General features: G+C 65.9%; 22 protein-coding genes. 8 read left to right on the forward strand and 14 right to left on the reverse strand.

The genetic code is table 11. The features are described from left to right. Positions 1-324, forward strand: a 324-nt coding sequence (locus tag VGV37_RS02555) for a hypothetical protein (RefSeq protein WP_326878039.1), incomplete at its 5' end; no start/stop codon positions are given. Positions 325-784: 460 nt separating this feature from the next. Here VGV37_RS02555 and VGV37_RS02560 read toward each other — a convergent pair. Then, positions 785-1,987 (reverse strand): hypothetical protein, encoded by a 1,203-nt coding sequence (locus VGV37_RS02560; RefSeq protein ID WP_326878040.1) that lies wholly within the window; start codon positions 1,985-1,987, stop codon positions 785-787. A 153-nt stretch (positions 1,988-2,140) separates the two neighbouring features. Here VGV37_RS02560 and VGV37_RS02565 point away from each other — a divergent pair, with 153 nt between their 5' ends. Then, a complete protein-coding gene (locus tag VGV37_RS02565; protein ID WP_326878041.1) occupies positions 2,141-2,485 on the forward strand; it encodes a DUF1491 family protein in 345 nt (114 codons plus the stop codon). A 121-nt stretch (positions 2,486-2,606) separates the two neighbouring features. Then, positions 2,607-3,182, forward strand: a complete 576-nt coding sequence (locus tag VGV37_RS02570) for a hypothetical protein (RefSeq protein WP_326878042.1) — start codon at positions 2,607-2,609, stop codon at positions 3,180-3,182. A 2-nt stretch (positions 3,183-3,184) separates the two neighbouring features. Here VGV37_RS02570 and VGV37_RS02575 read toward each other — a convergent pair whose 3' ends face one another. Continuing rightward, on the reverse strand, positions 3,185-3,664 hold the full coding sequence (locus tag VGV37_RS02575) for a DUF1499 domain-containing protein (RefSeq protein WP_326878043.1): 480 nt from the start codon (positions 3,662-3,664) through the stop codon (positions 3,185-3,187). A 258-nt stretch (positions 3,665-3,922) separates the two neighbouring features. Between VGV37_RS02575 and VGV37_RS02580 the strand changes: the two genes are divergently transcribed. Further along, on the forward strand, positions 3,923-4,432 hold the full coding sequence (locus tag VGV37_RS02580) for a hypothetical protein (protein ID WP_326878044.1): 510 nt from the start codon (positions 3,923-3,925) through the stop codon (positions 4,430-4,432). A gap of 3 nt (positions 4,433-4,435) precedes the next feature. On the opposite strand, the gene fliJ is transcribed toward VGV37_RS02580, so the two are convergent. Both fliJ and fliI read right to left on the reverse strand, forming a co-directional pair. Beyond that, a complete protein-coding gene (fliJ, locus tag VGV37_RS02585; protein WP_326878045.1) occupies positions 4,436-4,852 on the reverse strand; it encodes a flagellar export protein FliJ in 417 nt (138 codons plus the stop codon). Further along, a complete protein-coding gene (gene fliI / locus VGV37_RS02590; RefSeq protein ID WP_326878046.1) occupies positions 4,849-6,174 on the reverse strand; it encodes a flagellar protein export ATPase FliI in 1,326 nt (441 codons plus the stop codon). The genes fliJ and fliI overlap by 4 nt, the downstream gene beginning before the upstream one ends. Positions 6,175-6,382: 208 nt before the next feature. Here fliI and ctrA point away from each other — a divergent pair, with 208 nt between their 5' ends. Then, positions 6,383-7,102: a response regulator transcription factor CtrA gene (gene ctrA / locus VGV37_RS02595; RefSeq protein ID WP_326878047.1), complete on the forward strand. Its 720-nt coding sequence runs from the start codon at positions 6,383-6,385 to the stop codon at positions 7,100-7,102. Positions 7,103-7,226: 124 nt separating this feature from the next. On the opposite strand, the gene VGV37_RS02600 is transcribed toward ctrA, so the two are convergent. The 3 genes from VGV37_RS02600 to gcvA form a co-directional block, all read right to left on the reverse strand. Continuing rightward, positions 7,227-8,315: a hypothetical protein gene (locus tag VGV37_RS02600; protein ID WP_326878048.1), complete on the reverse strand. Its 1,089-nt coding sequence runs from the start codon at positions 8,313-8,315 to the stop codon at positions 7,227-7,229. Between the two features lie 521 nt (positions 8,316-8,836). Beyond that, entirely contained in the window at positions 8,837-10,540 is a 1,704-nt protein-coding gene (locus VGV37_RS02605; protein ID WP_326878049.1) for a methyl-accepting chemotaxis protein, read from the reverse strand. 151 nt (positions 10,541-10,691) lie between these two features. Then, positions 10,692-11,609: a transcriptional regulator GcvA gene (gene gcvA, locus VGV37_RS02610; protein ID WP_326878050.1), complete on the reverse strand. Its 918-nt coding sequence runs from the start codon at positions 11,607-11,609 to the stop codon at positions 10,692-10,694. 76 nt (positions 11,610-11,685) lie between these two features. Here gcvA and VGV37_RS02615 point away from each other — a divergent pair, with 76 nt between their 5' ends. Both VGV37_RS02615 and VGV37_RS02620 read left to right on the forward strand, forming a co-directional pair. After that, positions 11,686-12,255 carry a chromate transporter gene (locus tag VGV37_RS02615; RefSeq protein ID WP_326878051.1) on the forward strand — a complete coding sequence of 190 codons (570 nt, stop codon included), beginning with the start codon at positions 11,686-11,688 and terminating at the stop codon, positions 12,253-12,255. Continuing rightward, complete coding sequence (locus VGV37_RS02620) at positions 12,252-12,779, forward strand: chromate transporter (protein WP_326878052.1); 528 nt, start codon at positions 12,252-12,254, stop codon at positions 12,777-12,779. Before VGV37_RS02615 ends, VGV37_RS02620 begins: the two co-directional genes overlap by 4 nt. A 63-nt stretch (positions 12,780-12,842) precedes the next feature. Here VGV37_RS02620 and VGV37_RS02625 read toward each other — a convergent pair whose 3' ends face one another. From VGV37_RS02625 to VGV37_RS02650, 6 genes are all read right to left on the reverse strand, one after another. After that, positions 12,843-13,685, reverse strand: coding sequence for a protein-glutamate O-methyltransferase (locus VGV37_RS02625; protein ID WP_326878053.1), 843 nt, complete (start codon positions 13,683-13,685; stop codon positions 12,843-12,845). After that, positions 13,682-14,893 (reverse strand): chemotaxis response regulator protein-glutamate methylesterase, encoded by a 1,212-nt coding sequence (locus VGV37_RS02630; protein WP_326878103.1) that lies wholly within the window; start codon positions 14,891-14,893, stop codon positions 13,682-13,684. The genes VGV37_RS02625 and VGV37_RS02630 overlap by 4 nt, the downstream gene beginning before the upstream one ends. A gap of 77 nt (positions 14,894-14,970) precedes the next feature. Then, the gene (locus tag VGV37_RS02635; RefSeq protein ID WP_326878054.1) at positions 14,971-15,336 is read right to left on the reverse strand and encodes a response regulator; all 366 of its coding nucleotides are present in this window, start codon (positions 15,334-15,336) and stop codon (positions 14,971-14,973) included. 44 nt (positions 15,337-15,380) lie between these two features. Further along, on the reverse strand, positions 15,381-15,878 hold the full coding sequence (locus VGV37_RS02640) for a chemotaxis protein CheW (protein ID WP_326878055.1): 498 nt from the start codon (positions 15,876-15,878) through the stop codon (positions 15,381-15,383). After that, the gene (locus VGV37_RS02645; RefSeq protein ID WP_326878056.1) at positions 15,875-18,532 is read right to left on the reverse strand and encodes a chemotaxis protein CheW; all 2,658 of its coding nucleotides are present in this window, start codon (positions 18,530-18,532) and stop codon (positions 15,875-15,877) included. Before VGV37_RS02645 ends, VGV37_RS02640 begins: the two co-directional genes overlap by 4 nt. A gap of 166 nt (positions 18,533-18,698) precedes the next feature. Continuing rightward, positions 18,699-19,307 carry a histidine phosphotransferase family protein gene (locus tag VGV37_RS02650; RefSeq protein ID WP_326878057.1) on the reverse strand — a complete coding sequence of 203 codons (609 nt, stop codon included), beginning with the start codon at positions 19,305-19,307 and terminating at the stop codon, positions 18,699-18,701. Positions 19,308-19,395: 88 nt separating this feature from the next. On the opposite strand from VGV37_RS02650, the gene VGV37_RS02655 reads away from it, so the two are divergent. Beyond that, complete coding sequence (locus tag VGV37_RS02655) at positions 19,396-19,578, forward strand: DUF3553 domain-containing protein (protein ID WP_326878058.1); 183 nt, start codon at positions 19,396-19,398, stop codon at positions 19,576-19,578. Here VGV37_RS02655 and mobA read toward each other — a convergent pair. Beyond that, complete coding sequence (gene mobA, locus VGV37_RS02660; protein WP_326878059.1) at positions 19,575-20,204, reverse strand: molybdenum cofactor guanylyltransferase MobA; 630 nt, start codon at positions 20,202-20,204, stop codon at positions 19,575-19,577. The genes VGV37_RS02655 and mobA overlap by 4 nt on opposite strands. Positions 20,205-20,233 lie beyond the last annotated feature (29 nt).

A 20,233-nucleotide genomic window follows, 5' to 3' on the forward strand; every position in this document is an offset into this window, starting at 1 on the left:
GTCCTAAAGCCCGGTGGAAGCGCGCTAATTCACCTGCCGATGCATATCTTCCCCGATGTAAACCACCGGTTTTGCGCAATTGCTCGATCCGCCTATCAGGCCTTCACATGGATGTCGACTATCAAGGCGGCCATACGACGCTCTCTGCAGCACCTGGGCGGTAAGCCCTACATGCACGGCATATCCTACGAAATGCAAAAACTCGTCTCCGATCTCAGAGATGTCGGGTTTGGCCAAATACACCTGGCTTGCGTCACGGTCGGTGGCGCCCCCGCTCCTCATACCTGCGTGCTGATTCAGAAGCCCGATCCGTCGGGCATATAGAGCACGCGACAAGCCGTTCGTTCCAGACTCGCCGCCGCAATCGAAATCGACGCGTCGGATATTGCCCTCCGAAAATGCATCCTTTCTGGTGTTGAAGACCTTTATGGCAACGGCATTTTCCATGGAGGCAACAATGGCGACCTATTGAGTCGAGATTCTGGGACAGCACGGACGGGTCGTCATGCATGCGAACCTGTCGGCACGGGACGATGATGAGGCCCGGCAGCTCTCCGGGGTGAAATACGCGTCTCGGCTCTTGGAGCTTTTCGAAGGCGATCGCCTGGTCGGCCGTCTCGGCAACCCTCCATCCGGGGATATTTCGGTCCCTGGCGAAGGCACGTCCAAAGCCGCGACGTCGATGTATCGCTGACCGCGCCCGATGCCCAGCTTGGTATTGCAACAAACATCCTAGACCTGGGCGATCCGTCGCCTACTGAATCTCGTTCCCGCGCCCCTGCCGTCACATCTGATCGATGAGTTCCTCGCGCAGCGCGGTCTGCCGCTTCAGCACCGCCGCATCGAGCTGACCGATCCAGACGCCGGGAACGGTCTCGCGCAGGACGCGATGGAGCGCCGTCAAACCCTTCCACTCCTCGTCCAACTCGCCGCGCGTCAGGCGCTGACGCCCCTGGACGCTGCGCAGGATCCGGATCCAGATCGCTTCCTCGGTGTGAGGCAACCGGCCAGCCGCCAATTCCGCCGCCAGCCGCACCGGCAGCGCGTCGGGCTTAAGGTCGCCCGGCGCCCGGCCGGCGCCGATCTGGGCCAGCAATGCGAGTGCGGAATTGAGGTCGCTGAGGTCGCCCAGGAAATCCTTGAGCAGGCTCGGCGCATCGATCAGCCCGGCCACGAACTCGTCGAGCAGGGCGAAGCTGGTGGCCGACGGTCCGCCGCGCATCAAATCGAGCGACAGTTCGAGCTTGCCGAACAGGCTGCTGCCCTTCAGATGGACCGCCAGGCTACGAAGCGCCCAGAACCGGAAATCGTCCGGAGAAACCCGGCTCTTCAACTCGTCCAGCAGCGCGTCGTAGCCCTCGGCGCCGAGCTTCGGCATGCGCCGTGCCGACTGCGCCATCTTGACCCTGAGGCGCGCCCTGTCGACGACACCGCTCAGGAAATTGCTGCGCTGCCGGTCGGTATCGCCCTCCTGCGCACGCGCCACGCGGCTGATCGCGGTGTTGATCGCTCCATCCTGCTGGACGACGACCTGGGATGTCGCCTCCAGAGTCAGAAGCTCGATCGGCGTGGCGCCCAGCTTGTCGAGCAAAGGCCGCAACATGGTGCCGATGATCTTGCAGGCTGGCCGCGCGAACAGGTCGTCGGGACTGCGGCACAGCGGCATCGGGCCCGCGACGTCGAGGACGGCGACTTTCTTGTCGCCCGGCGCCGGCGGCGCCTCGCGAAACAGATGCTCGGCGCGGGTGACGAAACCGTCCGCCCGCTCCCGCTCGCGGATCACGCGCACCGCGGCCACGCCCGGACGTCCGAGGACCGCCGCGGCTGCGGCATCGACGGAGCGTTCCAGCTTTTCGAAATCGCTCCGGTCGAACGCACGCCGCAATTCGTCCCGATTGTCGTCGATCACCTGGATGATCTGCCAGCGCTGGTCGACGAGCGCCAGGATCTCGTAGCGCAATCGCCGTCCTTCGAAAAACTCAGCCATCGCTCGCTCGTCCGTCCGGAATTCAGAAGATGCAGGTGCGATCCGGAACCCGCAGAATGCGGAGTTTGAACCACCGCCCGAGGGCGCGCTATCCTGCCCGAGCGGGTGGTCGGCGGGCAAGCCGACGATCGCTCGCAAAGTTTGTGGAGAATGATGATCGAAGCGCGCCTCAAGACGGAAATCTGGGTTCAGGCCGCAGTGCGGCGCGCCAACATCGACGGCGGCATCGTGACCGTGGTCGCCAAGGGCGATCCGACCAGCGGCAGCGTGCTGGTCAAGATCAATCGCTTCGCCGACGGCTGCCAGGTCCTGGCCGAGACGCGGGACGCGAACGGCGCGCGGGCCTGGTATCGCGGCACCGGTGCCGCAGCGGTCGACGAGCCCACTGCGGATGCCTATATCGAGCGCGCGCGCCGGCGCGATCCCGACCTGTGGGTCGTCGAGGTCGAAGACCGCACCGGCCGGCTGCCGTTCGACGGCAAGATCCTGGACGCTTGAGCCACGCGCCGCCGGCCATGGTGCGGCATTGCGCCGGCCGAAGCGCGATGGCTTAATCGCCGCCGCAACGGAACGGCGCGGCGCCGACGCCCGCGGACGCTGGACCAGGGATCGATATCGGATGAAGCTTCAAGACCCGGCCCGCGCAACCGCATTGGCGTTCGTCCTGTGTGCACTGGCGCCCCTGCCCGCCGCCCACGCCCAGGACAACCGAAGCAAGAACCAGCAGCTGATCCAGAGCTTCTCGCCCTACGAGCGGGCGATGTACTACAAGCAGCAGGGCAACTACGCCAAGGCGATCGAGCTTCTGGAGCCGATGGCCGTCCAGGGCCATGGCTTCGAGCAGGCGCAATTGTCGCTCGGCCAATGCTACATCGCGACTGCCGCGACCGCGACATCGCCCGACGCTGCCCATGACGCCCGGGTCAAGGGCACGAAATGGGTCCTGGCGGCGAGCGACGCCGGGTTGCCGGCAGCCCAGGTGCAGTTGATCCACATGATGCTCGAGGGCGGCGCCTTCAAAATCGAACCGGTCGCGGCCGGCATGTGGTACCTGGTCTGGAAACGCAATCCGGCCCGGCTGCAGACCGGCGTCTCCGAACTGGATCCGCCGCTGCTGCACAAGCTGCAGTCGACCCTGACCCCGGCTGACTGGCAGAAGGCCGAGGCCCAGGCCGGCGCCTGGCGGCCGCAGTAGGGCTACCGCTTCGCCACGCTCTGCAGCAGGCCGACCCAGTTGCGCACACGGGCGGCGTTGGCGCCGAAATCGAGGCGGCCGTAGCGGGACCGGCTCTCGATCGCGAAGCTCGATTTTCCGTCCGGCAGATCGACGAATTCGATGGTGACGATCGCAGGCAGGCGCAGCAGAACGGAGTGCTGGACGTAGGTGATCTTGCGCCGGTCGCCGTCGCCGGCGACGAGCTTGACCCGGTGCTGGCGCGCGACCGTCTCGCTCCACAGGTCGCGCAACCGCTCCCATTCCATATCGAATACCGGCGATTCGGCGTCTGGTGTCCGGCTGCAATAGTCCTTGGGGCACATCAGGAAGCGGCTGTGCTTGGGCTTCGCCGACAGATGGCCGAATTCCGCCACCTCGCCTTCGGCCACCCGGTCCTCGGCGTCCCGTCCCATGACGATGCGGATGGCGACCAGGCCGACGAGGACCAGGCCTAGAACCACGAGCAATCCACCAAATGCTTTTCTTTTCACGCTGAGGACGTCCGCTGACCGCTGTTGCGCCGTCCGCCGCGATCGCCCCGGAATGACGAGGGATCACGCGATACCGACCCGGCCTTTTAGCGCAATTGGCCGTCGCCGTCAGGTTTCTCGGACCGCGCGCAGGATTACGGCTGCGGGATGCATCGTGTTTTACCGATCGTTAAGCCTAAGATCGCCATCCTGGGCTCACCCTCCTCCCCTCGCTTCCGGGAATTCTCCATGAACGCGGCGTCCGACCAGTTGACCAACCCGGCCGCTTTCGCCTTCTTGATCGAGCAGACCGCGCCGCTCGAAGCCGGCTCGGTGTCGATCGACCGTCACGGCACCATGACCCGACGCGATCGGCGGGAGCCGATCCGATTCGGATTCCAGTTCGCCGGACGGACCTTCGAAGCGACGGCCCGACCGGACGAGGGCAAGCTGCTGGTCGAATTCACCACCATGATCGGCACCCTGCCCTATTCGGTGGAGAACAGGATCTTGCGCGCCCGCCTGCTGCGGGTGCTGGCCGGCCTGCGCAGCACAGGCCTGGTCTGGGAGTTGGGGCCGCACCAGGAACTGCGCGTCGGCGGCCGGACCCACATGGAGACACCGGCAATCGCGACCCGCATCGTGGCTACGGTCGTCACGACCTTGTTGCCCGTGCGTGCCTATTTCGATCTTTTGGACGAAGTGCTGAACCCGCCGGCCGAGCCGGCGCCCGGCACCGCGCTGGCTGTCCCGAAGTAGCGGCTATTTGCCCTGGCGGCGGAAGATGCCGATCGCCACTTCGTCGAGCGCCGTCTGCTCGCGCGCATCGCGCTTCTTGCGTGCCCGTTCCTCTGCCGCTGCGGCGGCCAGTTCGAACTTCTTGAGTTCGGCGAAGGCGTCCTTCAACGCCTCGCGGGCCTGCTCGATCTGCCCCTCGACCTCGGCGATAGAGCGATTGAGCTTCTCGCGCCGCTCGATCACCCGTACCGCATAGGCGCCATAAGTCATGCCCGCTTCGAGCGACTGGGCCGCGGCCGCCTGTTCGCGTACCGCTTCGGCTGCGAGATCCTCCAGGTCCTGGCGCAGCCGGTCGGCCAGCCGCATCAACTCGCCCAGGCGGCGCTGCGCCTCGTCGACGGTCCATTTATGCAAGCGGATCTGGCTTTGAAACGGCTTCACGCGTTGGCTCCGATCAAAATCTCGGCAAGGGCGGCGTAGCCTTCCCCGAGCGTCGCGCGTTCGCGCTTGCCCTGGGACAGGAATTTCTCGATGGCCGGGTAATAGTCGATCGCCTGGTCGATCTTGGCATCGCTGCCCCGGCGATAGGCGCCGAGGCGGATCAGCTCCGCCATGTTCTCGTAGGTCGCGGCCAGCGTGCGGGCGCGCTGCACCAGCTGGTTCTCCTCGTCGGAGTTGCAGCCGGGCATGGTGCGCGAGATCGAGCGCAGGATGTCGATCGCCGGATAGCGGCCGCGCTCGGTGATGCGGCGATCAAGCACGATATGGCCGTCCAGGATGCCGCGGACCGCATCCGCGATCGGCTCGTTGTGATCGTCGCCCTCGACCAGCACGGTGAACAGCCCGGTGATGCTGCCGGCGCCGGTGCCGGGACCGGCACGCTCCAGCAGGCGGGGCAACTCGCCGAACACGGTCGGCGTATAGCCCTTGCTGGCCGGCGGCTCGCCGGCCGACAGGCCGATCTCGCGCTGGGCCATGGCGAAACGGGTCACGCTGTCCATCAGGCACAGCACATCCATGCCCTCGTCGCGGAAATATTCGGCGACCGACAGGGTCAGATAGGCGGCCTGCCGGCGCATCAGCGAGGATTCGTCCGAGGTCGCGACCACGACGACGCTGCGCGCCAGGCCTTCCTCGCCCAGATCGTCCTCGATGAATTCCTGCACCTCGCGGCCCCGCTCGCCGATCAACCCGATCACGCTCGCGTCGTTCGCGGTGTAGCGCGCCAGCATCGACAGCAGCACCGACTTGCCGACGCCGGAGCCGGCGAAGATGCCCATGCGCTGGCCACGGCAGCAGGTGAGAAACGTGTTGAGCGCACGCACGCCCAAATCGACCTTGCCCTGGACGCGCTTGCGCTGATGGGCCGGCGGCGGCTGGTTGCGCAGCGGATAGGCCGCGGGTCCCTGCGGCAACGGGCCCTTGCCGTCGATCGGCTCGCCCATGGCATTCACCACGCGGCCCAGCCAGCGGCGGTCGGGGAAGATGGCCGGCGGGGCGGTCGCGACCTCGACCCGGCAACCGAGCCCGACGCCGGTCAGCGGACCGAACGGCATCACCAGGGTGCGCCCCTCGCGAAAGCCGATGACCTCGCACGGCAGCGGCTTGTCGCCTTCGCCGATGATGAGGCACCGCCCGCCGATCGTCAGACGGCGCTCGATGCCGCCGATCTCGACCAGCATGCCGAGGATCGCAGTGACCCGCCCCCAATAGCGATGGGCCGCGAGGCTTCCGACGGCCTGCGAGATCCCTTCCAGCAACATCGCCTATCCATTCGGTGAGCCCGGCAAACACCGGCCGGCCGGCGGCCGGAATTCGCGCCACGATCCGGAAATCATGCAGGGTTGTTGCTTAAGCAAGATTTAACGGGGTCTGGGCCCCTTCGGCGTACCGCGGTAAATCTTTTCTTAACGCACGCCTTGCAATTTGTTAACGTTAACCATGGTTAGCCGAGGGACCTAGGAGACCGCCATGCGGGTACTGATCGTCGAAGATGATAGCGCCACGTCGGCCACGATCGAGCTTGTGCTTAAAGCCGAGGGCTTCATCTGTGATACGACCGATCTGGGCGAGGACGGCCTCGAGATCGGCAAGCTTTACGACTACGACATCATCATTCTCGATCTGATGCTGCCGGATATCGATGGCTACGAGGTGCTGCGGCGCCTGCGTGCCGCGCGCGTGCGCACGCCCATCCTGATCCTGTCGGGCCTGGGCGAACTGGATCACAAGATCAAGGGGCTGGGTTTCGGCGCCGATGATTTCCTGACCAAGCCGTTCGACAAGCGCGAGCTGGTCGCCCGGATCCACGCCATCATCCGCCGCGCCAAGGGCCATTCGGAATCGATCATCCGGACCGGCCGCTTCTCGGTCAACCTGGACACGCGCACGGTCGAGGTCGACGGCAAGCCGCTGCACCTGACCGGCAAGGAATACGGCATCCTCGAGCTGCTGTCGCTGCGCAAGGGCACGACCTTGACCAAGGAGATGTTCCTGAACCATCTCTACGGCGGCATGGACGAGCCGGAACTCAAGATCATCGACGTCTTCGTCTGCAAGCTGCGCAAGAAGATGTCGACCGCGACCTCCGGCGAGAATTACATCGAAACGGTCTGGGGCCGCGGCTACGTGCTGCGCGAACAGCCGACCGCGGAATCCGCGGCCAGCGGGGCACGCCAGCCAGCGGCTTGATCGGCTGGTTACGAAAACAAAACCCGGCCGAGGCGCAATGCCTCGGTCGGGTTTTTCGTTTTGGGCTCCAGGATGCGGAGTTGAGGGCAGGCGTCCCGTTCCCCCAATCCGCCCCGGTCGGACGTCAGTCCGCGCCGAACGTATCCGGCGTGACCGTGACGCGGCCGGCCTCGATATCCTTCACCGTGACCAGCGGAAAGCCGACGGTGATGTTCTCGCTCTGCCGCCAGGCATCGACGATCTCGTCGCGCAGTTCCGCGACGCCGGCCGCCAATTGCCGGGTCGCGACGGCGACTTCCGCCGGCTGAGGCGTCTGGTAATTGTCGTTATTGTTGGCCTTCGCCGCCTGATAGACTGCCGACACTTGGCTCAGCGTTTCAGCCAGATAGAGCGGCACGCGGGCTTCGATCGTGCTAACGCCGCGGTCGGTGTACGGTCGGACGTTCGCCCGGACCGCATTGAAATTGATGAAATTCTTGACGAACGCGCCTTCGAACTGGGCGTGGATCGGCGCGGTGGTGAAACCGTTCGGGTTGGGATAGGCACCCCAGCCGTTGAAATGCACCGACACGTGCAGCGGCTGGCTGCCGTCCGCCACGAAATGGCTCCAATAGCCGATGTCCCGGATGATCAGCCGTTCGCGCAGGGCCAGCTCATAGGCGAAATATTCCCGGTCGGACCGGGTCTTCGCCGTGCGCAGGCCGACGCCGAAGGCGCGCCACATGCCGAAGTCTTTCCGCACCTGCTGGAAATCATCCATGATTTCGTAGGGCAGGTAGCCCGAAGCGTACTGGTCCTGTTTGCCGGGGTTCGTGGCCGCGCGCTGTGCGGTATCGAACGCCTCTCGGGTCGTCGGCAGTGCCGTCAGCGGGATGAGGCCGCCGATCACGAAGGCATTGTCGTCGAGATCGATGAAATGGCCCGGATCCCGTTCGGCGTCATGGACGGTGAAAGTGGTCGAGATGCGCCCATTTGCGACGCCGGTGACGGTGCCTGTGGTCTTCGACTCGTCCGCCTCGGCGCCGAGTTGGCTGATTTCCTCGATCGCAAGCGGCGTGCGAAGAAAGGCCGGGACTTCCCGCGGCAGAGCCTCGGCGGCCAGCCCGCTGATTTCGATGTGCCCGGTATGCCCCCAGGCGAAAGCGTGCCCAGGTGTCGCGAGGCCGATCGTCGCGAGAGTTGCGGCGGAAATGACCGAGGCCGCGCGCGCCATGCCGGGCCTCCCAGTTCGCTGAAGCATCATGATTCTCCTGAAGATGATTGGCTGTGAAGCCTGCTGCTGCCGCACCGTCGAGCGGGCGGCCGGGCAAACGTCGAGGAGATGGGCCGATCCCCTTCGGAAGGACCCGCGCTATCATCGGTTTGAAAATTCAGGGTATCGGGACGGATCGGGCAAGCCTCGACCTGGCGCGTCCGAGGTGATCGGGCGCCGCGTGCTCGTCGAATGTAGGGGCCTCTCTCCTGATCCGTGTCGGGCGGGTCAGCGCAAGATACGGCGGTGCTTCTCGATCGATCCGGTGGTTCGCGCGATGGAGACGCGTCGAGCGCGTCACATCCCAACCCCCAGCGGCAGGAGTTTCGGCGATATTTTTGAATTCGCCTAATGACAGGTTTTATTCAAAAATAAGACGCTTTCTGCCGATCTTCGTCCGCAGGCAGCTGGCGCAATCGACCGGCCGCAAAAAACCTCGGGAGGGGCAAGCAGTCGCGCTGCGAGCCGGCGGTGTCCGGGGCTTATGCCGCCCTGACCGCCGCGACGAAGTTCGCGACGTCGCTCCGCATCCGCTCGGCCTGCTGCGACAGCTCGGTGGCAGCCCCCAGAACCTGATGCGCCGCAGCGCCGGTCTCGCCCGCCGCGGCCGAGACGCCGGCGATGTTCGATGCCACTTCCTGAGTGCCGACCGCGGCCTGCTGGACGTTCCGGGTGATCTCGCCGGTCGCGGCACCCTGTTCCTCGATGGCCGCGGCGATCGCCGTCGTCACCTGGCTGATTTCACCGATCACCAGAGCGATGCCGTCGATCTCGACGACGGTGCCGCTGGTCGCGTTCTGGATGCGAAGCACGTGGCTCTGGATTTCCTCCGTCGCCCGTCCGGTCTGACTGGCGAGGGCCTTCACCTCCGACGCAACGACCGCGAAGCCCTTGCCGGCTTCTCCGGCACGCGCCGCCTCGATCGTGGCATTGAGCGCCAGCAGGTTGGTCTGGCTGGCGATGCCCTCGATGAGCTTCACCACCTCGCCGATCCGCGCCGCGGCCTGGGTCAGGCCGTCGACGGAATGGCTGGCCTGGGTCGCCTGCCCGACGGCACGGCTGGCCACGGTGGACGATTGCGAGACCTGGCGGCTGATCTCGCCGATCGAAGCGGCCAGTTCCTCGGTCGCGGCGGCGACCGTCTGCACATTGGCGGAGGTCTGCTCCACCGCGGCCGCGACGGCGGCACTCTGGTGCGACGTCTCTTCGGCCGTTCCCGACATCGACTGGGCGGCAGCGCGTAGTTCGGTCGACGAGGATGCGACCGCATCGACCACGCCCTTGACGCTCTGCTCGAACTCGTCGGCGAGGCGGTTCATCGCCGCCTTCTGGTCGGCCGCGGCCCGTTCCTTTGCGGCGACCTGCTCCGCCTCGAGCTCCCGGGTACGAACGAGGTTCTCCTTGAAGACCTGGGCGGTCTTGGCGATATCGCCGATCTCGTCGCCCCGCTGGGCACCATCGATCGCCACCGTCAGATCGCCTTCAGCCAGACGGCGCAGCACCGCCACGATCATGGCGATCGGCTTTGAGATGCCGTATTGCGAGAGGAAAAAGCCAAAGGCGCCGCCGAACGCGATACCGATGATGCTGCCGATGATCAGCATCGAGCGAAGCGAACCGTACAGCGCCTGGCTGGCCCGGGTCGTTTCGTCATTGCTCACGGCCGCGGCATCGGCAAAGGCCTTGACGGTCGCGATCAGCTTCTCCTGTTCCGCCCGGCTGCCCATGGCGGAGTTGAATATCGCCTTGCCGGCGTCGCTGGCAACTACGTCCTTGGCATTGGCGTCGACCGCCAGCAGCAGGCCGTCGAGCCCTTTCTGAAAGGTGCGATAGTCGGTGGAAATGTCGGCGAGCCGCTTCGCCTGCTCGGCATTCGCGGTCGTGGCAAGCTGGCTCGAACGCTGTTCGAACTGCGCCCGGCGCTCGACGATGAGTTGCTTGACCGCCTCGGCGGTGGCGGGCGATGGGTCGGCGGTCACGCGGAACTCGGCACGGCCGATCGCCAGGATGTCCTGGTTCATGCGGGCGGCCAGCAGCGCTTCGCCACCGGTCTCGCTGATGTCATGAGCCGCCGTATTCAACTGCGACGCGGCGTCGATCGAAAGATAGCTGAGGAGGACGGTGATGCCGCTGATCAAGCCGACGAGAAGCAGCAGTTTGGTCCTGATCCGAAAGCTGCTCAGCATTTCCATTCTCCGGAATGTAAGGTGGGAAATGTCCGATCATGAAGACGGCGCCATTCTCCGACTTTCTTGCGCTCCTATCGTTAGACGGTTTCTGGTGAAGAAATCGTCACGGATGGAGCAGGTGCTGCGAATTCGATTCTCGCCTAGGCCCTCACGCATCCGGATCGCTCGGGTCGGGATCGCCCGCCGCCTGGCCCTCGGCATCGAGCCAGTCGCACAGTGCACGCACGGCGACGGTGCCGGCACGTGCGTGCGGCGTGACATGCCAATAGCCGCGCGCCTCGAGCTTCGGACCGTCGAGCGGGGCCACCAGCCGGCCGGATGCCAATTCATCTGCCAGAATCGGCAAGGGGCCGAGGGCCACGCCCAGCCCATCCGCCGCCGCCTGCAGGGTCAGATAGAAATGATCGAAGCGCTGTTGTCCCGCGACGGCCAGGTCACTCTGCCCGGCGGCGGTCAGCCAGCGCCGCCAGGCGCCGGGCCGCGTGTCGGCATGGAGCAGCGTATGACCGGCGAGATCGGCGGCCTGCCTGACCGGTTGGCGGGCCGCCAGCGCCGGGCTCATCACCGGCACCTCCCATTCGGCCAGGAACGGTGCCGCCGCGCAGTCCGGCCAGATGTCCGGGCCGCGCCGGATCGCGACGTCGAACGGCTCGCGCACCTCGTCCAGCGGACGGTCAGAAGTCACCAGGCGCAGCGCCACGTCGGGATGACGCTGCTGAAATCCCGCAAGCCGCGGCAATAGCCAGCGCATGCTGAAGGTCGGCAGGGCATTCACCGTCAGGCTCTTGACCGTGCCGGCCTCGGTCAGCCGCCGTGTCGCCTCGGCCATGCCGTCGAAGGCGCGGCTCATCGCCTCCAGATAATCGCGGCCGCCGGACGTCAGCCGGACCCGGCGTCCGATCCGGTCGAACAGCGGCAGTCCCAGCCATTCCTCGAGTGCGGCGACCTGCCGGCTGATCGCACCATGGGTCACCAGCAACTCTTCGGCGCCAGCAGTGAAACTGCCCCGGCGGGCGGCAGCTTCGAAAGCGCGAAGCGAACTCAGAGGCGGCAGGCGACGGCGCATCCATGTGACTTTCTCTCACGAAGAGCGCGATGATAACTCGTTTGTGCCGCCGGGGCACCCGGTTCAGGATGGCCACATGACGGGCGCGCCGATGACCGAAAACCAGACTGTTGCGGACGAGGTCACGGCGCGCGACCTGTTTCTCGGCTTTCTGAAGGTGGGTACCCAGGGCTTTGGCGGCGTGCTGCCCTGGGCCCGCCGGATGATCGTCGAGGAGCGGCACTGGCTCAGCGAGGTCGACTTCACCGACCTGCTGAGCCTGTGCCAGCTCCTGCCCGGTCCCAACATCGTCAACGTCTCCGTTGCGATCGGCAACCGCTTCGCCGGGCCGTTGGGCGCGCTCGCGGCCGTGACCGGCCTGATGGCCGCCCCCTTCGCCATCGTGCTGGCACTCGGCATGCTCTATGCCGCCTATGGCACCAGCGAGGCGTTGGGCAGCGTGTTCCGCGACCTGGGCGCCGCCGCCGCCGGCCTCGTGCTGGCGACCGCGTGGAAAGTCGCCAAGCCCTATGTGCGGCGGCCGGAAGCGATGATCGTAGCCGCGCTCGCCTTCGTGGCCGTCGTGATCTTCAGTTGGCCGCTGCTCTATGTCGTGCTCGTGCTGGCCCCGCTCAGCGTCGCCTGGGCCTGGAGGCTGGCGCGATGAAGCCGGACGTGCTGGGCGTTCTCATGCGCCATTTCGTGCTGCTGTCGCTCGTCGCGATCGGCGGCGCCAACGCCGTCGTGCCCGAGATGCATCGCCTGGCGGTCGAGGTCGAGCATTGGATGACCGATCGGCAATTCGCCGAACTGTTCGCACTCGCCAACGCGGCGCCGGGTCCGAACGTGCTGATGGTCTGCCTGATCGGCTTCCAGGCTGCCGGCATCGCCGGCGCCGTGGTCGCCACACTCGCGATGTGCGGCCCGTCGTGCCTGCTGACCTATTTCGCCGTACGGCGCTGGGAAAAAAGCAGGAACGAGCGGTTGAAGAAGATCGTCCAGCGCGGCCTGGCGCCGGTTACGATCGGACTGATCGCCGCCAGCGCGTTCCTGCTGGCGCGCGCCGCAGTCCATGATTGGCTGGGCGCGGCGCTTACCGCCGGCACCTTCGTGCTGATGACCGCGACCAGATACAACCCGCTCTGGCTGTTCGGCGTCGCGGCGGTTCTGGGTTTGCTGGGGATTTCGTAAGCGGTCGTTCCGACCGTCATTCGCAGAGGGGAATGACGGTCGAGAAAGCCGAAGGGCGGCGCCCTACAGGCCCGCGACCCGGGCCGCTGCAGCCGGGTTGGCGTGATGATAGATGCCGCGGTGGTTGGCCATCGGCTGGAACTTGTCGGTGATGCCGACGACGGTCTCCGCCCCGCCCAGATACAGGAACCCATCCGGCGCCAGTTGCTTGGCCATCCGCTCCAGCACCATCTGCTTCGTCGGTTGATCGAAATAGATCAGCACGTTGCGGCAGAAGATGATGTCGAACTGACCCAGCCCGGACAGTTCGTCGAGCAGGTTGAACGGCCGATAGCGCACCATCTCGCGCACGGCGCTGTCGATCTGCCAGCGGTCGCCCGCCTGCTTGAAATATTTCACCAGCAGCTGGATCGGCAGGCCGCGCTGCACTTCGAACTGGGAATAGAGCCCGGCCTGTGCCTTGGCCAGGATCTCGGTCGAGAGATCGGTCGCCAGGATATCGAGGTTCCAGCCGATCAGCCTCTGGCGCTCTTCCTTCATGATCATGCCGAGCGTGTAGGGCTCCTGCCCGCTCGAGCAGGCGGCCGACCAGATCTTGATGCTGCGGGCCGCCGTACGGTTCTGCAGCAGATAGGGCAGCACGACTTGCTTGAACTGGTCGAACGGCTTGATGTCGCGGAAGAAGAAGCTCTCGTTCGTGGTCATCGCTTCGACCACGTCGCGCACCAGACCGGCCTCCGATCGGGTCCGCAGCCGCATCACCAGCTCATCGAGGCTCTTCAGGTTCCATTTGCGCGCCACCGGCAGCAGGCGGCTTTCGAGCAGATAGGCCTTGTCCTTGGTCAGGGTCAGGCCGGACCGATCCTTGATGAGCTTCGACAGCAGATTGAAATCATCAATGTTCATGACGCTGCCCTCGTCGCCACCTTGCGGATGTACGGAGCGATCTCGGCAAGCGGCAGAACCGCGCTGCAGAGTCCTGCCGTCGCCACCGCACCGGGCATGCCCCAAACCACGCTCGTCGCCTCGTCTTGCGCGATGACCGAGCCACCTGCCGCCACGACCGCCTCGCCGCCTCGTAAACCATCCTGTCCCATGCCGGTCAGAATGACAGTGAAAATGCGCCGGGCATAGAGCTTGATCAGGCTGCGCAGCATTGGATCGACCGACGGGCGGCAATAATTTTCCGGCGGGGTCTTCAGCAGCTTCACGACCTTCTGGGCGCCCTGCGCCTCGATGGTCATATGGAACTCGCCCGGCGCCACATAGACGTGGCCGCCCTGCAGCACCATGCCCTCGGCTGCCTCATGGGTCGGAATGCCGCTCGCCCGCTCGATATGCTCGGCGAGGATCGTCGTGAAGGTCGCCGGCATGTGCTGTGTGATGACGATCGGCTGCGCCAGGCCCGGCTTCAGGGCCGACAGCACGGCGAACAAGGCCTGCGGGCCGCCGGTCGACGAACCGATCGCGATGATCTCTGGAATTTCCGTGGGCGCCGCCCGGAACGACAGGGGCGCCTTGACGCCGGGCGCCGACGCGGGACGGGCGGCACCGATCGGCGCCGGAGCGCCGACCGGACGGGCGATCGCAGGCGCCGCCGGCGCATGGCCGGGCATCGTCGGGGCGCCGAACGGACGGGGTGCCGGGCCCGGCGGCGTCGGCGTGGCCGAAGCCGCGGCGGACGAGAGATTGGAATGCGGAACGGCGATGCCGGCGGCCCGGCGACGGGCGGCGCCCAGTGCCTTTACCTTGGCCGCAAGCTCGGTCTTGAATTCGGCCGCGGCATTGAGCGCCATCGACGTGGTCGGCTTGGCCAGATAGTCGGCGGCGCCCGCGGCGAGCGCCTTCATGCTGATCTCGGCGTTCCGCCGGGTCAGGGTCGACGCCATGACGACCTGCAGGTCGGGCTGCGCGGCGATCATCTTGGGCAAGGCCGTCAGCCCGTCCATGACCGGCATCTCGATGTCGAGGATACAGACCTCGATCGGGTGGCGGCTGAGCGCATTCAGCGCCATCTGGCCGTTCGACACGGTCGTGACGACGTGGATCTCGGGATCGGTCTCGAGATTGCGCGAGATCAGCCCGCGGATCACGGCACTGTCGTCGCAGACCATGACCCGATAGGGCCCGCCGCCCTGGTCGGCGACCGGTCCCGCAGGGGGGCTTCCAGGCAAGGGCGACCTGCCGTCTGTCACAACAGCCCGACTTGCGCGAACTTGGCGTGGATGATGTCGCTGTCGAACGGCTTCATGATGTACTCGTTCGCCCCCGCGCCGATCGCCGCCTGAATATGCGCGATGTCGTTCTCGGTCGTGCAGAACACGACGATGGGGGTCTCGCCGCCCTGCGCCTGCCGCAATTCGATCAGGAACTCCAGGCCGTTCATCACCGGCATGTTCCAGTCGAGCAGGACCACGTCCGGCATGCGGCGCAGGCACGCCTCGAGGGCCAGCTTGCCGTCGGCGGCTTCCTCGATCTCGAAGTCGAGATCCTCCAGAATGCGCCGCGCGACTTTTCTAACAACCCGGGAATCGTCCACGATCAGGCAGAACTTCATGACCAAACTCCAAGCGCCGAAGCGTGTAAGACCGACCGGCGTTGCTAGGCTGCGTCGACGCTGGTCGCAAAGTCCAGCAGACGCGCAACATCCAGAATGATCAGGAGATTACCATCGAGCCGGTGGATACCGTTCGAAACATCGCGCCATGCCGAATCCAGGGTAGCGGGGTTCCGCTCGTAAGTCCCGCTCGTCAGGCTCAACACCTCGCCGACATTGTCGACCAGAAGACTATACTGCTCGCCGCCCTGATCGACCACTACGCTCATGCTCTCCTTGCCCTCGGCATTCTTGGGCAGCTTGAGCCGTGTGCGCACGTCGATCGCGGTCACGATGCGGCCGCGCAGGTTGAGCGAGCCGGCGACCTCGGGCGGCGCCAGGGGAATGCGGGTGATCCGTTGCGGGCCCAGCACGTCCTGCACCTGCAGCACGGGGATGCCGAACATCTGGCCTGCGATGAAGATCGAGACATAGTCGTGGGATTGTCCGTCGCCCAGCGCCTGGACCTGGCGCGACTGCGTACCGGCGGGAACGATGCTCATGCCGCGACCTCGCGCTGGAGAGAAAGGGTCGCCGTGAGCGACGTCAGGAGCGCGTCCCGGTCGAACTTGGCGATATAGTCGTTGAAGCCGACCTCACGGCCGCGATCCAGATCCTCCGGCGTGGCGTGCGACGACAGCGCCACCATCGGCACGTTGCTCCAGCGGCTGTCGCTGCGCACGTGGGAAGCAAACTCGAAGCCGTTCATACCGGGCATTTCGATGTCGCTGATGATGATGTCGAAATCTTCGCCCGCCTCGTGGAGGTCGAGCGCACGGTCGGCCGAGTCGACGGCGCTGACCTCGTACCCCGCGATGGTCAGGAGCGGCGTCAACAGGTTCCGGAAGAACGGCGAATCGTCGACCAGCAGCACGCGCAGGGTCTTCGCCACATGGTCGAGCGCGCCGTCGCTGCGCGAGCCGAACCAATCGTCGTAGGCCTGCATCAGGTAGAAGCCGGTATCGACCAGGTCGGTCGCCTTGCCCGCCAGCACGGCGCTGCCGATCAGGCCCGGCTGTTCCGAACCCAGCTGGACGTTCAGCACGTCTTCGACGATGTCGACGATCTCGTCGACCAGCAGACCCATCGAACGTTCCTTGTCCGAGAACACCAGGATCGGCTGCCGGCCCTCGTGGCCGATGCGCAACGCCGGGTCGATCGGCACCAGCGGCATCAGCTTGCCGCGATACTGCACGACCGGCTTGCCATTGGAATATTCGATCTCCTTGCGGTCGATCTCTTCGAGACGCGCCACCAGCGCCAGGGGCACCGCCTTCGGGCTGTCGTCGCCGGCCTTGAACAGCAGCAGCGAGGTCTTGTCGACCTGCCGGCCACGCGTGACCGCCTGCTCCGCCGTCGCGCGATCGGCACCGACGGTGATTTCGCCGGTCGCGGCCGCGATGCCATTGGGGTCGAGGATCATGATGACCGCGCCGTCACCCAGGATGGTGTTGCCGGAGAACATCGTGATGTCACGCAGCAGCGGCGCCACCGGCTTCACGACGATTTCCTCGGTGTCGAACACCCGGTCGACGATGATGCCGAACGAATAGGTGCCGACCTGGGCGACCACGATGAAGCATTCCGTCGAGGTGTCGTGGCTCTGGCGCAGCTTCAGGAGTTCGTCCAGTCCGACCAGCGGCAGCAGCCGATTGCGCAAGCGCAGGACCGGCGCGCCGTTCAGCCGCTCGATCTGCGTCTCCGTACCGGGCGCGGCGCGCACCAGCTCGACGACGCTGATCTGCGGGATCGCGAACCGCTCGCCGGCGCATTCGACGATCAGCGCCGACACGATCGCGAGCGTCAGCGGGATCTTGATGACGAAGGTCGAGCCCTTGCCAGGCGCGCTCTTCAGTTCGATCGTGCCGCCGATCTTCTCGATGTTGGTGCGCACCACGTCCATGCCGACGCCGCGGCCGGACACGCTGGTGACGGCGGCGGCGGTCGAGAATCCCGCTTTAAAGATGAACTGGTAGATCTGCTGGTCGGACATCTGCGCCAGCTCGGCCTCGGTCGCGAGGCCGTTCTGGATCGCCTTCTTCTTGATCAGCTCTGTCGCCAGGCCTTTGCCGTCATCGCCGATCTCGATGATGATGTGACCACCCTCATGGTACGCGCTCAGCGTGACCGTGCCGGTCTCGGGCTTGCCGGCCATCACGCGGTCGATCGGCGTCTCGATGCCGTGATCGGCCGAATTGCGCACCATGTGGGTGAGCGGATCCTTGATCAGCTCCATCACCTGGCGGTCGAGTTCGGTCTCCGCCCCCTTCATCTGGAGGTCGATCTTCTTCTTGAGTTCGATGCCCAGATCGCGGATCAGGCGCGGCAGCTTCGCCCAGGCGTTGCCGATCGGCTGCATGCGCGTCTTCATGACGCCTTCCTGCAACTCGCTCGTCACGTGGCTCAAACGCTGCAGCGCGATGCCGAACTCGGAATCCTTCTGGCCGCGCAGGATCTGCATCAGCTGATTGCGGGTGAGCACCAGCTCGCTCACCATCGTCATCAGGTTTTCCAGCAGATCGACGTTGACGCGGATGTTCGAGGCCGCAACCGCAGAGTCCTTGACGTCGCCGTCGGCCTGGGCGCGGGGAGCCGCGGCCGCGGGAGGCTCCGGCTGGGCGAGTGCCGTCTGCTTGGGCTTTGCGACGGCCGTGCTGGCGACCGGGGCCGCCTTCGCGACCGGGACGGGCGTCGGCTCCGGCTCCGGCTCCCATTCGGGTTCGGGCTCTGGTTCCGGCTCCGCAACGGTCGGCGCGGCGGCGGGCGACTCGTCGGTCAATTGCCCGTCGGCAAAGGCGTTGAGCTGGGCGATCAGGTCGGCGTCATTGCCGTCCGGCTCGGCCTCGGTCGCCTCCAGCGTCGCCAGCAGCATCTTGATCCGGTCGAGCGAACTCAGGATCAGGCTGATGGCGATCGGCGTCACGATGAGCTGGCCGTCGCGAATCTTGCCGAGCACGTTCTCGGCCGCGTGGGCGACCGCTTCGAGCCGCGGCAGCGAGAGAAAGCCGCAGGTGCCCTTGATCGTGTGCACGATCCGAAAAATATTGCCCAGAAGGCCCGGGTCGTTCGGATTCTGCTCGAGGCGAACGAGCTCCAGATCGAGCGTTCCCAACCCTTCGGCAGTTTCAGTCAGGAATTCGCTAAGTAGATCGTCCATGGCCTGATTTCCGCCGTGAAAGTACTGAACGGTCGATCGGAGCGTCATGCTTCGATCAGCTCACCGGACCTGTTCGACCTTCGGGTTTATTCCTTAATATCCGGTTACGGATGGCCGCGCCGGACCCGACTGGTTCGCCGGTGAAACGAAGTCGAGCATGCCCGTTTCAGCCGGCGGAGGCGAGCCTAAAGACGACACCGCCGGAAGCGGCCGTTTCGATCGACGGTAGAAGCCCGGCGCGACGGGCGAGCGCGCCGGTGAATGCCGCCTGAACGCTGCGGGCATCGATCGCTTCGCCGGTCAAAGCCCCCAGCAGCGCGTCGGGCAGGTGCCCCGGCAATCGAGCGCCCTCGCCCACGGCCAGCACCTCGAGCCCCGCGGGGCCGGTCGCGAGCGTCAGGCTGCCGCCGCGCGGCAGGGCTTCCGCCGCAACCAGAAGGATGTTGCAGGCGAGCTTGCCGCCGGCTGACGGCACCAGTGCCTCCGGCCAGACGCAAGTGATCTTGCCGTCGGCGAAAAGATCGAGCGTCGCCTTGCGCGCCAGCTGGGCCGCGATCTCGGTCGTCGAGCCATAGGCGATTCGGTAGAACTGCAGACGCCGGGTCGCCTGGATCGAGCTTTGGCCGATCAACGCCGCCGCATCGGTCGCGAATTCCGGATCATCCTCCAGCAACTCGACGCCATTGTTGATGGCACCGATCGGGCTCACCATCTCGTGGCAGAGCCGCGCGGCCAGCAGTTCGGTGATTCTGAGATCGGTCCCCGCGTCGTTCATGCCATCCTCGATCGGCCTTGCCGCCTGTCTGTCGCCATGGTCCGATGATCCCAGAGGATCCACCCACGACACAAGTTCGGACGATACAATGGAAACGAATTTCGTGCCCGGTACCTGGGTGAGTCTGCCGACGGAGCCCGATTGGGGCATCGGCCAGGTCCAATCGGCGATCGACGGGCGCATCACGATCAACTTCGAGCATGCCGGCAAGCGCGTCATCCTGGCCGACGCGGTCGAACTCGATGAAGTCGACCTCGACGCTCCCGGCTAACGGCAAGACCGCTCGATCGCCAGCAGCCGTTCGGCTTCGACGAGATCGTCCGGCCCGTTGAGATTGAAGAACGGGTCGACCGGACCGGCGGCGAAATCGACCTGGACGGCGCCCAGGCTCCGGGCCCATGGATCCACGCGCCGTTCTCCCTCGACGATCGACCGGCGCAGCGCGTCGCGCACTGCCGCCGGCCATAGCCCGACGACAGGGTGGCGCCGCCCCCCGGACACGGCGATGGTCGCCGGCGCACCTTGCCCTATCGCCGCTTCCAGCCGCAGCACCAGATCGGTCGGCAAAAAAGGCGTGTCGCCCGGCACGGTCAGCACGTGACGCCGACCTGTTGCCGCCGCCCAGTCGAGCGCCGCCAGGATGCCGACGAGCGGCCCGGGATGGTCGGGCAGCGAATCCGGCAGGATCGGCAATCCGAAGATCCGGTAGCGTGCCGGATCGCCGTTGGCATTGAGCGCCAGGCCCGAGACCTGGGGAGCCAGCCGGTCGAGGATATGGCGCAGCAGCGGCTGGCCGCCGAGCGCCACCAGCGGCTTGTCGCCGCCGCCCATGCGCCGCGCCAGGCCACCCGCGAGCACCACGGCGAGCGGCCCCCGGCCCCCGTCTTTCCCGTCCATCCCCACGCTCCTTCGCGAGCCCCGTCGCG

The organism is Aliidongia sp. (genome assembly GCF_035943795.1).
In the GTDB taxonomy this organism is placed as follows: Bacteria; Pseudomonadota; Alphaproteobacteria; order ATCC43930; family CGMCC-115725; genus Aliidongia.

What these genes read in the sequence shown, in the direction of transcription:
- VGV37_RS02560 (WP_326878040.1), bottom strand. Translation starts at nt 1,987, where the DNA reads ATGGCTGAGTTTTTCGAAGGACGGCGATTGCGCTACGAGATCCTGGCG.
- VGV37_RS02565 (WP_326878041.1), top strand. Translation starts at nt 2,141, where the DNA reads ATGATCGAAGCGCGCCTCAAGACGGAAATCTGGGTTCAGGCCGCAGTG.
- VGV37_RS02570 (WP_326878042.1), top strand. Translation starts at nt 2,607, where the DNA reads ATGAAGCTTCAAGACCCGGCCCGCGCAACCGCATTGGCGTTCGTCCTG.
- VGV37_RS02580 (WP_326878044.1), top strand. Translation starts at nt 3,923, where the DNA reads ATGAACGCGGCGTCCGACCAGTTGACCAACCCGGCCGCTTTCGCCTTC.
- fliI (WP_326878046.1), bottom strand. Translation starts at nt 6,174, where the DNA reads ATGTTGCTGGAAGGGATCTCGCAGGCCGTCGGAAGCCTCGCGGCCCAT.
- ctrA (WP_326878047.1), top strand. Translation starts at nt 6,383, where the DNA reads ATGCGGGTACTGATCGTCGAAGATGATAGCGCCACGTCGGCCACGATC.
- VGV37_RS02600 (WP_326878048.1), bottom strand. Translation starts at nt 8,315, where the DNA reads ATGGCGCGCGCGGCCTCGGTCATTTCCGCCGCAACTCTCGCGACGATC.
- VGV37_RS02605 (WP_326878049.1), bottom strand. Translation starts at nt 10,540, where the DNA reads ATGCTGAGCAGCTTTCGGATCAGGACCAAACTGCTGCTTCTCGTCGGC.
- gcvA (WP_326878050.1), bottom strand. Translation starts at nt 11,609, where the DNA reads ATGCGCCGTCGCCTGCCGCCTCTGAGTTCGCTTCGCGCTTTCGAAGCT.
- VGV37_RS02615 (WP_326878051.1), top strand. Translation starts at nt 11,686, where the DNA reads ATGACGGGCGCGCCGATGACCGAAAACCAGACTGTTGCGGACGAGGTC.
- VGV37_RS02620 (WP_326878052.1), top strand. Translation starts at nt 12,252, where the DNA reads ATGAAGCCGGACGTGCTGGGCGTTCTCATGCGCCATTTCGTGCTGCTG.
- VGV37_RS02625 (WP_326878053.1), bottom strand. Translation starts at nt 13,685, where the DNA reads ATGAACATTGATGATTTCAATCTGCTGTCGAAGCTCATCAAGGATCGG.
- VGV37_RS02630 (WP_326878103.1), bottom strand. Translation starts at nt 14,893, where the DNA reads ATGGTCTGCGACGACAGTGCCGTGATCCGCGGGCTGATCTCGCGCAAT.
- VGV37_RS02635 (WP_326878054.1), bottom strand. Translation starts at nt 15,336, where the DNA reads ATGAAGTTCTGCCTGATCGTGGACGATTCCCGGGTTGTTAGAAAAGTC.
- VGV37_RS02640 (WP_326878055.1), bottom strand. Translation starts at nt 15,878, where the DNA reads ATGAGCATCGTTCCCGCCGGTACGCAGTCGCGCCAGGTCCAGGCGCTG.
- VGV37_RS02645 (WP_326878056.1), bottom strand. Translation starts at nt 18,532, where the DNA reads ATGGACGATCTACTTAGCGAATTCCTGACTGAAACTGCCGAAGGGTTG.
- VGV37_RS02650 (WP_326878057.1), bottom strand. Translation starts at nt 19,307, where the DNA reads ATGAACGACGCGGGGACCGATCTCAGAATCACCGAACTGCTGGCCGCG.
- VGV37_RS02655 (WP_326878058.1), top strand. Translation starts at nt 19,396, where the DNA reads ATGGAAACGAATTTCGTGCCCGGTACCTGGGTGAGTCTGCCGACGGAG.
- mobA (WP_326878059.1), bottom strand. Translation starts at nt 20,204, where the DNA reads ATGGACGGGAAAGACGGGGGCCGGGGGCCGCTCGCCGTGGTGCTCGCG.